Origin of the sequence: Kitasatospora sp. NPDC059747, assembly GCF_042732955.1 — a bacterium.
Taxonomy (GTDB): Bacteria; Actinomycetota; Actinomycetes; order Streptomycetales; family Streptomycetaceae; genus Kitasatospora.
Map to the genome: position 1 here is coordinate 1 of NZ_JBHWGV010000078.1, position 12753 is coordinate 12753.

The following is a 12753-nucleotide window of genomic DNA, read 5'->3' on the forward strand; positions in this document are numbered from 1 at the left end:
ATACTGTCTCCTTTTGGGCCCCGGGTGGGTGGTGGTGTGGCGTGGCCCGCTTTTGCGGGCGGGGTGCCCCGAACGACGGGCCGTGAGCCTGGTGTGGGCGGCGCTCGCGCTCGCGGGCGTCTTCCTGCTCGGCCGGGACGGCTTCGAGCGGCTCGACCTGACGGGCGCCGGGTTCGCGCTCGCCGCCGGCGCCCTGTGGGCGGCGTACATCGTCCTCAACTCCCGCTCCGGGGCCCGCTTCCCGCGCCTGGACGGGCTCGTGGTGGCGATGGCCGTGGCGGCGCTGATGAGCCTGCCGCTGGGGATCGCCGCCGCGGGCACCGCCCTGCTCGACCCCGCGGTGCTGGCGCTCGGGCTGGCCGTGGCACTGCTCTCCTCCGGCCTGCCGTACGCCCTGGAGGTGCTCGCCCTGCGGCGCCTGCCGGCGGCGACCTTCGCGGTGCTGATGAGCCTCGCCCCGGCGGTCGGCGCCCTGGCCGGCTTCCTGGTGCTGGGGCAGACCCTGTCGGCGTCGCAGTGCGCGGCGGTCGCCCTGGTGATGGCCGCGAGCGCGGGCGCCGTCCGCACCGGCCGGGCGTAGCGGCGGGCGCCGGCCGGGCCGGGCGGGCCTAGCGGCGGGCGCCGTCCGCACCGGGCGGACCTGGCGGCAGGCACCGGCCGGACCGGGCGGGCCTTGCGGCAGGCCGTCCGGACCGGCCGGGCGTGACCGTCACCCCAGCTCGGCGACCAGGCGGGTGGCGAGCGGGACGGGGACGGCGTGGCGGGCGGCGGCGCGGAGGAGGGCTCCGCCGATGGCGTCGAGCTCCAGGGGGCGGCCAGCCTCGGCGTCGCGTTGCATGGAGGACTTCGCGGTGGGCGGGAACGCGTCGTAGAGCGCCAGCGACTTCGCCGGATCCGCCGGGGCCCCGCACGCGCGGGCGACGGCGGCGGCCTCCGCCACGAGGGCCTCCAGCTCGGCGCGGTGATCGGTGCGGACGCTCCCGATCGGGCTCCGGTACCGGGTGGTGAGCAGCGCGAACGGCGCGAGGAACGCGAACTTGGCCCACAGCACGGCCGGTTCGTCCTCGCTCACCCGGGTGCGCACGCCCGCGCCGTCGAGCAGCCGCGCCACCGCGTCGAGCCGGTCGGCCGGACCGGCGAGGTCGATCTCGGTGAACGGGCTGCCGTGCTCGACCACGCCCGGCGCCACCCGGGCCGACTCGACCCGGACGACGGCCCCGACGACCCGCTCCGCCCCGAACCGCGCGCGCAGCCGCGCCGGATGCTCGATGCCGTTGAGCAGCGGCACCACCAGTCCGTCGGCGACGAGGGCGGGCGGCACCCGCTCCAGCGCCTCCGCCAGGTGGGTGTGCTTGACGGTCACCAGGCACAGGTCGACGGACTCGCGCAGCGCGGTGTCCGCCTCCACGGGTGCGGTGAACTCGCCGAACTGGGCGCTGCGCACCCGGATCCCGTCCCGGCGCAGCACCTCGGCGGTCGCCTCCCCGGCGAGGCAGATCACCCGGTGCCCGGCCCGCGCGAGCAGCGCGGCGAGCAGCCCGCCGACCCCGCCGGGGCCGAGCACGGCGACCGTCCGGCGGGGGCCGTCGGGACCGGAGGGAGCGGCGGTCGCGGGAGCCGGGGCGGGGGTGCGCGCGGTGGCGGCCGCTGCGCCGGGGCCGGGCGCGGCTTCGGGGCCGAGGACGGTCCGGCAGTCCGCCCACGCGGCCGGACTCAGGAGCGGCCGCAGCCGGGTGAACAGGGCGAGCAGGTCCGCGCCCCACCGCTCGCGGAAGGCCGGGTCGGTCCGGGCGAGGTCGAGCTCGTTGGCGGCGGTCAGCTCGGCGAAGTCGCGCAGCTCGGACGGGTCCGGGGTGAGCGCGCGGCCGGTGAAGCGGTCGTGGAAGGCGGCGTCCGGGCCGGGCAGTCCGGGGTAGGTGGCGCGGCGGTCGCAGCTCGCGTACCGGTGGACGATCCGCTCGGCCCCGGGGCCGATCACGGCGGCCAGGTCGGAGCGGCGGTCGAGCGGCAGGAGGGCGGTGGGGAAGCCGTCCGTCCCGTAGGCGGCGTGGCAGAGCCCGGCGAGCTGGAGGTCCGGGCGGGCGCCCCAGTCGGCGAGCCGGAGGCGGACGCGTTCCAGGTGGGCGAGCAGGGTGCCGCCTGGGTGCGGTACTTCGGCCGCGCCGAGCGAGCGCAGGAAGGAGACGGCATGGTCGATCGTCAACTCGGTGTTCCTCTCGGGGGATTGTGGGTCGGCACCCGCCGTGCCCCGCCTTGCGTCCGGAACGCGCGAGGACAGCGGGCGGGTTGCCGCCCTGGGCCCTGCAGCGATGATCGAGCCGCGCGGACATCCAAGTCAATCCACGGATTCACTGGGGAACCCCCAAGGGAAAGCTTGGGTCCGCAACGACGTACGGTGGCCGCCGTGACCCTCGACGATCTCCGCGTCTTCGCCGCGGTGTGCCGGGCCGGCTCGCTCAGCGCCGTCGCCCGCCGGCTGTCCTGCACGCAGTCCGCCGTCAGCCAGCACGTGAAGCGGCTCGAACGGGAGCTGGGCGTCGTCCTGCTCGAACGCCACCCGCGCGGCGTCGTGCCGACGAAGGCCGGGCAGCTGCTGCGCGCGGCGGCCGTCGACAGCCTCGGCGGCATCGAGCACGCGTTGCGCGGCATCGACGAACTCGCCCGCGGGGAGGGCGGATCGGTGCGGATCACGACCGGCGCCACCAGCATCCGGCACTTCATGTCCGCGGCCGTCGTCGACTTCCGCCGCCGCTTCCCGGGGGTGAGCCTGGAGTTCCAGACGGAGGTGTCCAGCCGCAGCTGCTTCGAGGCGCTCGCCGCGGGCCGCGTCGACCTCGCCTGGATCTCGCTCGGTGCGCCCGCGCGCGGGATCGAGCAGCGGCCGGTCGTCGAAATGCCCTGGGTGCTCGCCGTCGCCGCCGGGGACCCGCTCGCCGGCCGCACCCACGTCGACCCGGTCGACCTCCAGGACGCCCGCCTCATCGGGCTGCCGCAGAACTCCGTCTCGCGTTCCCAGCTCGACTCCTGGCTCGCCGGATCGGGCATCCGGCCGGTCTTCGACACCAGCGTCGCGGACTGGGACACCGCGATCCTGCTGGCCGAGCTCGGCCTCGGCCAGGCCGTCGTGCCCGCCCTCCCCGAGTGGCAGGGCCCGGGCCACCCCGGCCTGCGGCTGATCCCGCTGCCGGCCCTCCCCGCGCTCACCGCCGGCTGGGCCGTCCGCCGCTGGGACACCCTCTCGCCGCCGGCCCGCGCCTTCGCGGACACCGTCGCCGAGCACTGCGGGACGTGAGCGCGCGCCGCGCGGGCCGGGCGGACCGGCGGACCGGGCAGACCCGGCGGCGGTCTGCCGCGGATACCCGTCCGGGCGGCAAGCGGATCTGCTAGAAGTGGGAACGATCCGCCCGAGGGCGGGCGCCCGGGAGAGGTGATGCAGATGTGGCCCAGGGTCAACGGCATGCGGTCGATGGAGCTCGGCACTCCGGACGGGATGCGGGCGGAGCTGAACTCCCTGGCGCTGGCCGGGCACAAGACCGCCACCACCGGCCTGCTGGACGACTACGCCAAGGAAACCGAGGGCCTGGAGTACCCCGGCGAACGCCTGGCGCTGGTGGACGACCAGGGACGGTTCGTCGCCGCCATCGAGATCACGGGCGTGGAGGTGAAGCCCTTCGGCGAGGTGACCTGGGGACACGCGCAGGCCGAGGGAGAGGGCTTCACCTCACTGGAGGAGTGGCGCGCCGGGCACCGGCGGTACTGGGACCGCCTCGGCACCGCGGTGGAGGACCGCACTCCCGTCGTCTGCCTGGCCTTCCGCCTCGTCGCCGAGGACTGATCCGCCCCGGGCGCGGGGCCCCGGACCGGCAGCTGCGCTCAGGCGAAGGAGGCCAGCGCCCACACCGCCAACGTCCACGTCGGCAACGCCCCACACCGCCAACACGCCGCCACCGCCCCACGCCGCCACCGCCCTACGGCAGGAACGCCCCCACCGCCGCCCGCGTCAGCGTCCGGAAGCGCTGCTCGCCGAGGGCACCCGGGAAGTGGCCGCCGCGTTCCAGGCTGATCACGCCGTGCGCGGCCGCCCACAGCGTGTCCGTCACCTCGTCCACGTCCGCGTCCGCCCGCAGCACGCCCGCCTCGACGCACGCCCGCGCCGCCTCCCGCAGCACGTCGAGGCTCGTCGCGGCGGCCGTCCTGCACTCGTCGTCCGGGACGAAGCCGGGCACGCCCTCGCCGTGCATGACGCCGTAGAAGTTGGGCTCCTCCAGCGCGTTGGCCCGGTAGGCGCGGCCGAGGGCGGCCAGGTGCGCGGCCGGGTCGTCGCCGCGGGGCACCGCGTCCAGGCGGCGGCGCAGCCGGGCGAAGCCCTCCAGGTAGAGCTCCCGCGTGATGCCGTCCTTGGCCCCGAAGTGCCGGTACAGGACGGTGGTCGAGCAGTCCGCGGCGGCGGCGACGCGGCGCATGCTCAGCGCGGCCGGGCCCTCGGCGGCGAGCAGGCCGGCGGCGATGTCCAGCAGGGCGGTGCGCAGCGCGGCCTCGCCCAGGGCCTGGGCCCGGGCGAAGGCGCCGGTGGGTGATTTGGCGGGCATGCGGACGATTCTCCCGTACGCCCTAACCGCGCTCCGGCAGCGGGCGGTAGATCGGCACGCCCGCCTCCTCCAGCGCGGCCCGGCGGGCGAAGTACTCGTCGCCCATCGGGTCGACGCCGAGCAGCGGCATCGCGCTGCGCCACGTGGTGACGTCCTCCGGGGCGAGGTCGGCGGCCGTCGCGAAGTGCCGTTCGGCGGCGCCCGGGTGGCCGTGGCGCAGCAGCCACAGGGCGAGTGCGGCCTCGGTGCGGGCGCGCTGGCGCGCGGGGGTGCCCGGCTCGGTCAGTGCGGCGACGGCGGCGGGGTCGACGCCCGGGTCGCCGGTGGCCGCCCAGCGGCGCAGCGCGTCGAGCGTCAGGCCGGAGTCGAGGCCGCTCATCGAGCGGAAGAGGTCGGTCGCGAACTGGGTGTCGTTGGGCCGGACGATGCGGCCGTCCTCGTCGATCCAGACCGCGGTGGGGACGTTGAGCAGCTGGTAGAGGTCGGCGACCCGGCCGTCGACGTCGATCAGCGCCGGGTGGGTCGGCGCGGCCTCGGCGATCCAGGGCGCGGCGTCCTCGGTCCTGCGGTCGACGGCGACGCTCAGCACGGAGAAGCCGTCGGCGGCGAGTTCGGCGTGCAGGCGCTCCCACGTGGGCAGGTCGTAGCGGCAGCCGCACCAGGAGGCCCAGAAGACCAGCGCGACCTTGCGCCCGCGCAGGTCGCTCAGCGCGTGCCGGGTGCCGTGGACGTCCGGGAGCGAGAAGTCGGGCGCCTCGCCGGCGGCCAGGGCGGCGGAGCGGTCGGCGGCGGAGGCGCCGAGGGCGAGGACGCCGGCGGCGGGCTCGGCGGCCACCGGGCGGCCGAGCAGGGCGGCGAAGGCGGTGAGGTCGAGGCGGCCGGCGTCCTCGAACCGGGCGACGGCCGCCGCCGGGACGCAGACGTCGCCGCGGCACCAGCCCTGCGGTTTGCGGGTGAAGCCCAGCGCGCGTTCGACGTCCGCGTGGGCGAGCCAGACGTGCGGGTCCGCGCCGTCCGGCGCGGGGCGCAGGTCGGCCGCGACGCGGGTCTCGGTGTGGTCGTCCAGGATCGTCAGCTCGACGGTGCCGCTCATCGCACGCCTCCTCGATCGAAATAACGCCGTTACTTGAGAATAACGGCGTTATTTCGGGGACCGCAACCCCTCAGCGGTCCAGGAAACGCTTCAGCCCGTCCCGGACCCCGTCGGTCGGCACCGTCGCGGCGAACCAGGCCGCCTCGACGGCCAGTCCCTCGTCGATCGGCAGGTTGATCCCGCGCGTGACGGCCCGCAGGCAGGCGGCGACCGCCGTCGGCGCGTGCCGGACGATCCGGTCGACCAGGTGCCGGGCCGCGTCCATCAACTCCTCCGCCGGCACGACCGCGTTCACGATCCCCAGCTCGGCCGCCCGCGCCGCCGGGACCGGGTCCCCGGTGAGGATCATCTCCAGGGCGCGCTTGCGCCCGACGTGCCGCGGCAGCCGCTGCGAGCCGCCGAAGGGCGGCGGGAAGCCCAGCGTGATCTCCGGCTTGGCGAAGGTCGCGTGCCCGGCCGCGATCGCCAGCGGCGCCGCCTCCGTGATCTCGCAGCCCCCGCCGTACGCCAGCCCGTTGACGGCCACGACGATCGGCTTCGGGAACTCCTCGATCCGCCGGGTCAGCGCGTGCCCGCGCCGCACGACCTCGCGCAGCGCCCGTTCCGTCCCGCCGGCGATGCTGCCGGCCAGCGACGGGATGTCGGCGCCCGCGCTGAAGGCGCGCGTCCCGGCGCCGGTGAGGATCACGGCCCGGACGGTGTCGTCGGCGTCGATCCGCGCGAGTTCGTCGAGCAGCGCGTCGATCGTCGGGTAGTCGAGGGCGTTGAGCTTGGCCTCGCGGTCGATGGTGAGGGTCACGACGTGCGCGTCACGGGCCACCCGGACGGTGCGGACGGTCATTGCGGCTGCTCCCTTGCGCCTGGCTGCGGTCGGGACCGAGGCTAGGGAGCGCCGTGCAGGACAATCCACTCATTGTCCTGGATACACCTGGGTACCCACGGGAGGCACAGGCCCATGCGACCGCCCGCCTACAAGGCCGTCGTCGACGAGTACGCCGCCGCGATCCGCTCCGGCGCGCTCCCGCCCGGCACCCGCCTGCCCACCCACCGGGAACTCGCCCGCGAGCGCCGCGTCGCCCTCGCCACCGCGACCCGCGTCTACGCCGAACTCGCCGCCGCCGGGCTGGTGGTGGGCGAACAGGGCCGCGGCACGTTCGTCCGGGTCCGCAGCGGCTACGACGGCGTCGAACCCTCGCGCACGCTCCCGGTGCCGCGCCTCGCCGACCTCTCGTTCAACCAGCCGCTCGCCCCCGGCCAGGGCGACGACCTCCGCCACGCGCTGCGCGCCCTCGCCGCCTCCGGCGACGCCGAGGCCCTGCTGCGCCAGGACCCGCCTGGCGGGCACCGGCACGACCGGGCGGTCGTCGCCACCTACCTGCTGGGGCGCGGTGTCGACACCACCCCCGAGAACGTGCTTCTGACCAGTGGCGCCCAGCAGGCGCTGGACTGTGTACTGCGCGCGCTCACCCGGCCCGGCGACGTCCTGGCCGTCGACGCGCTCGGCTACCCGGGCATCAAGCTGCTCGCCGCCGCCCACGGCCTCGACCTCGCACCCGTCCCGGTCACCCCGGCCGGCCCGGACCTCGACGCGCTCGACCGCCTGTGCCGGGCCCGCCGGGTCCGCGCGGTCTACACGATCCCCACCGTCCACAACCCGCTCGGCTGGGTGCTCGACCAGCGGCAGCGCGAGCGGCTGGCCGCGATCGCGACCGCCCGCGACCTCGTGGTCGTCGAGGACGGCACGTACGCGTTCCTGGAGCCCGCACCCCCTCCCCCGCTGCACGCCCTCGCGCCCGAACGGACCTGCTACGTGGCCGGGTTGTCGAAGAACGTGGCCCCCGGCCTGCGGTTCGGCTTCGCCGTCGTGCCCAAGCACCTCCTGCGGCCCGCCGCCTCCGCGCTGCGCGCCGCCGCGTGGGGCTCCCCGGGCCTGGTCACCGCGCTCGCCACCGGCTGGATCGCCGACGGCACGGTCGCCCGCCTGGAACGCCACCGCCGCGAGGACGCCGCCGCCCGCCAGGCCATCGCCCGGGCCGAACTCGCCGGGATGGACATCACCGCACACCCGTCGTCGTACGCGGTGTGGCTGACCCTGGAGGCCCACCAACGCCCGGACCAGGTGGCCGACCTGCTCGCCCGGGAGGGCATCCTGGTCTCCACCGCCGACGCCTTCGCCACCGGCCCGCACGTGCCGCACGCCCTCCGCCTCGCCCTGGCGACCCCGCCACGGCACGAACTCGGCGACGTGCTGGGGCGGTTGCGCAGGACGATCGAGTCCATCCCGCCGCCGTGACGCCCGGCCACGGCACTACCGCGAGGCCCGGACCGCCCGGCCGAAGCGGGAGGACCACTCACCGAGCCGCTCGACCAGTTCGGGCGGCTCGACGACGGTGAACTCCGCGCCGAGCGAACCGAGGGCCATGATCGGCCAGTTGAGGTCGTCGGCGGCCATCACGATCCGGCAGCGCCCCTCGTCCACCTCCTCGACCGCGCCCCACCGGCCGATCCGCTCGCGCACGCCCCCGGCCGGCGCGGCCACCACCGCCTCCACCCGGTACGGGCGGACCAGGCCGTTGACGCCCGCCCGGACGAACTCGGCGGCGTCGGCGGCCGGCAGCTCGCGCGGGGCGAACCGGCCGCCGCCGCCCTCGGGCGCCGTGAGCCGGTCGAGCCGGAAGGTGCGCCAGTCCTGCCGGGTGAGGTCGTACGCCACCAGGTACCAGCGGCGGTCCAGGCACACCAGCCGGTGCGGCTCGACGTGCCGGTCCGCCCGCCGGCCGTCCGCCGCCGTGTACGAGAAGCGCAGCCGCTCGGCGTCCCGGCAGGCCAGCGCCACCACCGTCAGCCCGTCCGGGTCCACCGCCGCCGCGGGGCGGCCGCCCCAGTCGACCGGCACCGTCATCGCCCGCAGCGCCTCCACCCGCCGCCGCAGCCGGGCCGGCATCACCTGCACCACCTTCGCCAGCACCCGCACCGACGCCTCGGCGATCCCCTCCACCGGGCTCTCCGCCGCCGCCTGGAGACCCACCGCCAGCGCGACCGCCTCCTCGTCGTCGATCACGAGCGGCGGCAGGGCGGCGCCCGCGGCGAGCTGGTAGCCGCCGTCGACCCCGCGCTGCGCCTCGACGGGGTAGCCGAGCTCGCGCAGCCGGTCGATGTCGCGGCGCAGCGTGCGGGCGGAGACGCCGAGCCGCTCGGCGAGCTCCTCGCCGGGCCAGTAGCGGTGCGTCTGCAGGAGGGAGAGCAGCCGGAGGGTGCGGGTGCTGGTGTTCGCCATGGCTCCAATTCTGCGCGCAATTCAGGTCAGGAAGTGGCCGCAATGGTCCCTACTGTGGTTCTTGTCCGAGGGAGCAGGAAGCAACACGGAAGGCGATCACCATGACCACCACCTCCACTGCCGTCGACAAGGCCACCGACACCACCGGCGAGCGCGCCGACCTCCTCGTGGCGCTGGCCAAGCAGCGGCACTTCCTGAGCTTCACCGCCCGCGACCTGACCGACGAGCAGGCCGGGGAGCGCACCACCGTCAGCGAGCTGTGCGTGGGCGGCCTGATCAAGCACGTGACGGTGGTCGAGAAGCTGTGGGCGAACTTCATCGTCGACGGCCCGTCCGCGTTCCCCGACTTCTCGTCCTTCACCGCGGAGGACTACGCCCGCCGCGCCGACGAGTTCCGCATGCTGCCCGGCGAGACCCTGGCGGGCATGCTCGCCGCGTACCGGGAAGTGGCCGCCCGCACGGACGAGTTGGTCGCCACCCTGCCCGACCTGGGTGCGATCCAGCCGCTTCCGAAGGCCCCCTGGTTCAAGGACGAGGCCTGGTCCGCGCGCCGCGTCCTGTTCCACGTCATCGCCGAGACCGCCCAGCACGCGGGCCACGCCGACATCATCCGCGAGGCCATCGACGGCGCGAAGAGCATGGGCTGACGGTCCGGCGGGCCGCAGCCGTGATCGGCTGCGGCCCGGCTACGGGCGGGCGCCGGTCAGACCGGGGTGATGCGGTAGGAGGGGAGGCCGCGGCGGCGTATCAGGAACTCGGCGACGACGAGATTGGGGAGCCAGGCGAGGAAGGGCAGGACGGCGTACGCGGTGTCGAACACGTGCGTGCCGTCCACGGGCCCGTCGGCGGTGAGCGTCTGGAGGAGGATCAGGACGCCGAGCCAGGCACGGAGGGTGACGGCGGCGTAGGTGAGGGCGAAGCTGCGGATCATCCAGGCGCGGTGGTTCGGCAGGTCGCCCCCGCGAATGGCGCGGTAGGCGCGCCAGGTCGTCCACGCCCACAGCACCGCGAGGCTGCCGAAGCCGAAGAAGCCGTCGAAGGCGATCGAGCTGACGAAGGACATCACGAACGCGGCCAGCGAGCCGAGGCCGACGCCCGCCAGGTACACCCGGCCCGTCCAGCGGTGGACCGCGCGGGAGCGGCGGCGCAGCGCGGCGGAGAACTGGAGCGGGCCGACGAACAGCGCCACCGAGGCCGTCACGATGTGGACGTAGAAGGCGAGTTGGATGCCGAGGGGGCGCTCGGCGTAGGTGGCGGCGAGGCCGCCGCGCGAGCCGTCGAGGGGCAGACCGGCCTGGGCGTAGGTGGCGACGACGTAGCCGACGATCCCCAGGGAGGTCAGGAGGACGACGGTCCAGGGGAAGCGGCCGCCTCCGGCGGGGCCGGTCCCCTCGGTCGGGGCGACAGCGGGCGGAGCCGTGGTGCTGGTCATGGGTGTCCCCGTTCTGGTCGGTGGAGCGTCCCCGGGCAGGGGGCCGGCGCGACCCGTCCCCCAATGTGGACACTGTGAACTTACGCGCGCATGTGGACGGCGTCAACATTTATTCGAACGTGCTGTCCCGCACCCCAACAACTGTGCAGCACAAGCGGGTTCACGAGGAGAGCCGGGCCCGGCCCGGTCGACGTGTTCACGCTGTTAACATCGGGCATGGATTCACAGCGAGCGGGCTACCACCACGGCAACCTCCGCGAGGCCCTCGTGCGGGCCGGCGTCGAGCTCGCGCGCGAGGGCGGCCCCTCGACCATCGTGCTGCGCGAGACCGCGCGCCGGGTCGGCGTCTCGCCCAACGCGGCCTACCGGCACTTCTCCGCCCTGCCGGACCTCGTCGACGAGGTCGCCCGGGACTCCCGCCGGCGCCTCGCCGAGGCCATGGACGCCGAGTTGGAACGGCGCACGCCCGCCGCCGACCCGGGGCTCGACGCCGCCGGCCGCCTCACCGCCGTGGGCGAGGGCTACATCCGCTACGCCCTGGCCGAGCCGGGCCTGTTCGCCACCGCGTTCCCGACCGGCGGCAAGACCCGGGCCCCCGAGCGCAGCGGGCAGGACCCCGCCCCCGACGACGAGGGCGACGGGGTGCGGCGCGGCCCCTTCGCGATCCTCCAGGAGGCCCTCGCCGCACTCGACGCCGCCGGCCTCCTCGCCGGACCCGCCGCGACCGCCACCTTCAACGCCTGGGCCGGCGTCCACGGCCTCGCCCTGCTCCTGCTCGGCCCCTACGCCGAACTCCCGGAGGAGGAACGGGAGTCCGCCCTCACCGACGGCGTCGCGTTCGTCGTCCGCGGCCTCACCACCGCACCGGCGACGGGCTGAAGCGATCCGCTGTCAGGCCGACTCGGCCACCGACCTCGCGAGCGCCGCGACCGTCCGGCGGACGTCCGCCTCCGTCGTACGCCAGTTGCTGAACGCCGCGCGGAGGGCCGGGACCCCGGCGTAGCGCGTCGGCGTGAAGAAGGCCTCCCCCGCGACCCCGGCGGCCAGGCCGGCGAGCCGCTCGGCGGTGGGGTCGTCGGCGAGCGTGAAGCAGACGACGTTCAGCCGCACCGGCGCGAGCAGGCGCAGCCCGTCGATCCCGGCCACCGCCTCCCCGAGGGCCCGGGCCCCGGCCACGCAGCGCTCGACGATCTCGCGGTGGCCCGCCCGCCCGTACGCGCGCAGCGTGAACCAGGCGGCGAGGGCGCGCAGTCGGTGCGAGTTCTCGGGGGTGAGGTGGACGAGGTCGGGGTGCTCGCCGAGAGAGCCGAGGTAGGCGGCGGAGTTCTGGAAGACGCGTGCCTGGAGGTCGCGGCGGCGGGTGAACTGCACGGCGCTGTCGTAGGGCACGTTGAGCCACTTGTGGAGGTCGACGCAGACGGAGTCGGCGAGGTCCAACCCGGCCACGAGACCGGCGTGTTCGGGCGTCAGGGCGGCGAAGGCGCCGAACGCGCCGTCCACGTGCAGCCAGAAGTCGTACCGCTCGCGGAGCGCGGCGATCGCCCGCAGGTCGTCGAAGTCGACGGTGTTCACGGTGCCCGCGTTGGCCACGACGACGCACGGGCCGTCCGCCTCCGCGAGCGCCCGCTCCAGCGCCGCGGGGTCGACCGCCTCACGGCCCGGCAGCGTCGGCACGGCGGTGAGCGCCGAGCGGCCGAGGCCCAGCACGGACAGCGCCTTGGCGATGCTGGAGTGCGCACTGGCGGACAGCACCCGTACCCGGCCGAGCGCGCCGGCGCCGTCCTCGGCGACGTCCACGCCGAGGCGCTCGCCCAGCCACTCGCGGGCGATCGCGAGGCCGACGGTGTTCGACATGGTGGCGCCGCTCACGAACGTGCCGGTGTGCGCGTCGGAGAGGCCGAAGAGCTCGCGCAGCCAGCCGACCGTCTCGCGCTCCAGGTGCTGACCGGCCGGGTCGAGCGAGGAGTTGGAGTTCTGGTCGGCGACGGCGGTGAGCCAGTCCCCCGCGAGGGCCGCCGGGGTCGCGCCGCCGGTGACGAACCCGAAGTAGCGCGGCCCGGCGCTCGCGCTCAGCCGCGGTTCCCAGCGCTCGCCGAACTCCGCCAGCGCCGCGCGCAGCCCGATCCCCCCGCCGTCCCCCAGCCGGACCGGCGCGGGCTCCTCCAGCGCCGTCACCACCGGACGCTCGTCGAGACCGCCGAGGAAGGCGACGGCCCGCTGCCGGGTCTCCTCCAGCAGCGCGGGCAACCGGTCCAGGTCGGCGGCGAGTTCAGGGTGCATGGGGTCAACTCCGTGGCGGGGAAGATCAACTGTGCCCCGAGCGTATCGACCGGCGCACCGGCCGTCCCGGTCCAATTCCACC

General features: G+C 75.7%; 13 protein-coding genes and 1 pseudogene. 6 read left to right on the forward strand and 8 right to left on the reverse strand.

Annotation, left to right across the window (positions count from 1 at the left end; all coding sequences use genetic code 11):
- A partial coding sequence (locus ACFV4G_RS28915) for a DMT family transporter (RefSeq protein ID WP_380445055.1) occupies positions 1-580 on the forward strand: 580 nt, incomplete at its 5' end.
- Positions 581-709: 129 nt separating this feature from the next.
- Here ACFV4G_RS28915 and ACFV4G_RS28920 read toward each other — a convergent pair.
- Together ACFV4G_RS28920 and ACFV4G_RS28925 are read right to left on the reverse strand one after the other, a co-directional pair.
- Positions 710-1564 carry a ketopantoate reductase family protein gene (locus ACFV4G_RS28920; RefSeq protein ID WP_380445089.1) on the reverse strand — a complete coding sequence of 285 codons (855 nt, stop codon included), beginning with the start codon at positions 1562-1564 and terminating at the stop codon, positions 710-712.
- Between the two features lie 114 nt (positions 1565-1678).
- Positions 1679-2203, reverse strand: a pseudogene (locus tag ACFV4G_RS28925) (DUF6817 domain-containing protein); the annotation flags it as partial.
- Positions 2204-2404: 201 nt separating this feature from the next.
- On the opposite strand from ACFV4G_RS28925, the gene ACFV4G_RS28930 reads away from it, so the two are divergent.
- The gene (locus tag ACFV4G_RS28930; protein ID WP_380445056.1) at positions 2405-3292 is read left to right on the forward strand and encodes a LysR family transcriptional regulator; all 888 of its coding nucleotides are present in this window, start codon (positions 2405-2407) and stop codon (positions 3290-3292) included.
- 138 nt (positions 3293-3430) lie between these two features.
- Positions 3431-3835 (forward strand): ASCH domain-containing protein, encoded by a 405-nt coding sequence (locus tag ACFV4G_RS28935; RefSeq protein WP_380445057.1) that lies wholly within the window; start codon positions 3431-3433, stop codon positions 3833-3835.
- Positions 3836-3968: 133 nt separating this feature from the next.
- Here ACFV4G_RS28935 and ACFV4G_RS28940 read toward each other — a convergent pair whose 3' ends face one another.
- The 3 genes from ACFV4G_RS28940 to ACFV4G_RS28950 form a co-directional block, all read right to left on the reverse strand.
- Positions 3969-4589: a TetR/AcrR family transcriptional regulator gene (locus tag ACFV4G_RS28940; protein WP_380445058.1), complete on the reverse strand. Its 621-nt coding sequence runs from the start codon at positions 4587-4589 to the stop codon at positions 3969-3971.
- Between the two features lie 22 nt (positions 4590-4611).
- Entirely contained in the window at positions 4612-5682 is a 1071-nt protein-coding gene (locus tag ACFV4G_RS28945; protein ID WP_380445059.1) for a redoxin domain-containing protein, read from the reverse strand.
- Positions 5683-5752: 70 nt separating this feature from the next.
- Entirely contained in the window at positions 5753-6523 is a 771-nt protein-coding gene (locus ACFV4G_RS28950; protein ID WP_380445060.1) for an enoyl-CoA hydratase-related protein, read from the reverse strand.
- Between the two features lie 114 nt (positions 6524-6637).
- On the opposite strand from ACFV4G_RS28950, the gene ACFV4G_RS28955 reads away from it, so the two are divergent.
- Positions 6638-7975, forward strand: a complete 1338-nt coding sequence (locus ACFV4G_RS28955) for a PLP-dependent aminotransferase family protein (RefSeq protein WP_380445061.1) — start codon at positions 6638-6640, stop codon at positions 7973-7975.
- Positions 7976-7990: 15 nt separating this feature from the next.
- Here the strand turns inward: ACFV4G_RS28955 and ACFV4G_RS28960 are convergent, their stop codons facing one another.
- Complete coding sequence (locus tag ACFV4G_RS28960; RefSeq protein WP_380445062.1) at positions 7991-8959, reverse strand: helix-turn-helix transcriptional regulator; 969 nt, start codon at positions 8957-8959, stop codon at positions 7991-7993.
- Between the two features lie 101 nt (positions 8960-9060).
- On the opposite strand from ACFV4G_RS28960, the gene ACFV4G_RS28965 reads away from it, so the two are divergent.
- On the forward strand, positions 9061-9606 hold the full coding sequence (locus tag ACFV4G_RS28965) for a DinB family protein (protein ID WP_380445063.1): 546 nt from the start codon (positions 9061-9063) through the stop codon (positions 9604-9606).
- A gap of 56 nt (positions 9607-9662) precedes the next feature.
- Here the strand turns inward: ACFV4G_RS28965 and ACFV4G_RS28970 are convergent, their stop codons facing one another.
- Positions 9663-10391: a DUF2306 domain-containing protein gene (locus tag ACFV4G_RS28970; RefSeq protein WP_380445064.1), complete on the reverse strand. Its 729-nt coding sequence runs from the start codon at positions 10389-10391 to the stop codon at positions 9663-9665.
- A 216-nt stretch (positions 10392-10607) separates the two neighbouring features.
- Here ACFV4G_RS28970 and ACFV4G_RS28975 point away from each other — a divergent pair, with 216 nt between their 5' ends.
- Complete coding sequence (locus ACFV4G_RS28975; protein WP_380445065.1) at positions 10608-11270, forward strand: TetR/AcrR family transcriptional regulator; 663 nt, start codon at positions 10608-10610, stop codon at positions 11268-11270.
- A 12-nt stretch (positions 11271-11282) separates the two neighbouring features.
- Here the strand turns inward: ACFV4G_RS28975 and ACFV4G_RS28980 are convergent, their stop codons facing one another.
- A complete protein-coding gene (locus ACFV4G_RS28980; protein WP_380445066.1) occupies positions 11283-12671 on the reverse strand; it encodes a pyridoxal phosphate-dependent decarboxylase family protein in 1389 nt (462 codons plus the stop codon).
- Positions 12672-12753 lie beyond the last annotated feature (82 nt).

Bases quoted from the DNA above. Each gene is read 5' to 3' on its own strand.
- ACFV4G_RS28960 (WP_380445062.1), bottom strand. From the start codon at position 8,959: ATGGCGAACACCAGCACCCGCACCCTCCGGCTGCTCTCCCTCCTGCAG.
- ACFV4G_RS28945 (WP_380445059.1), bottom strand. From the start codon at position 5,682: ATGAGCGGCACCGTCGAGCTGACGATCCTGGACGACCACACCGAGACC.
- ACFV4G_RS28975 (WP_380445065.1), top strand. From the start codon at position 10,608: ATGGATTCACAGCGAGCGGGCTACCACCACGGCAACCTCCGCGAGGCC.
- ACFV4G_RS28940 (WP_380445058.1), bottom strand. From the start codon at position 4,589: ATGCCCGCCAAATCACCCACCGGCGCCTTCGCCCGGGCCCAGGCCCTG.
- ACFV4G_RS28965 (WP_380445063.1), top strand. From the start codon at position 9,061: ATGACCACCACCTCCACTGCCGTCGACAAGGCCACCGACACCACCGGC.
- ACFV4G_RS28970 (WP_380445064.1), bottom strand. From the start codon at position 10,391: ATGACCAGCACCACGGCTCCGCCCGCTGTCGCCCCGACCGAGGGGACC.
- ACFV4G_RS28935 (WP_380445057.1), top strand. From the start codon at position 3,431: ATGCAGATGTGGCCCAGGGTCAACGGCATGCGGTCGATGGAGCTCGGC.
- ACFV4G_RS28950 (WP_380445060.1), bottom strand. From the start codon at position 6,523: ATGACCGTCCGCACCGTCCGGGTGGCCCGTGACGCGCACGTCGTGACC.
- ACFV4G_RS28955 (WP_380445061.1), top strand. From the start codon at position 6,638: ATGCGACCGCCCGCCTACAAGGCCGTCGTCGACGAGTACGCCGCCGCG.
- ACFV4G_RS28980 (WP_380445066.1), bottom strand. From the start codon at position 12,671: ATGCACCCTGAACTCGCCGCCGACCTGGACCGGTTGCCCGCGCTGCTG.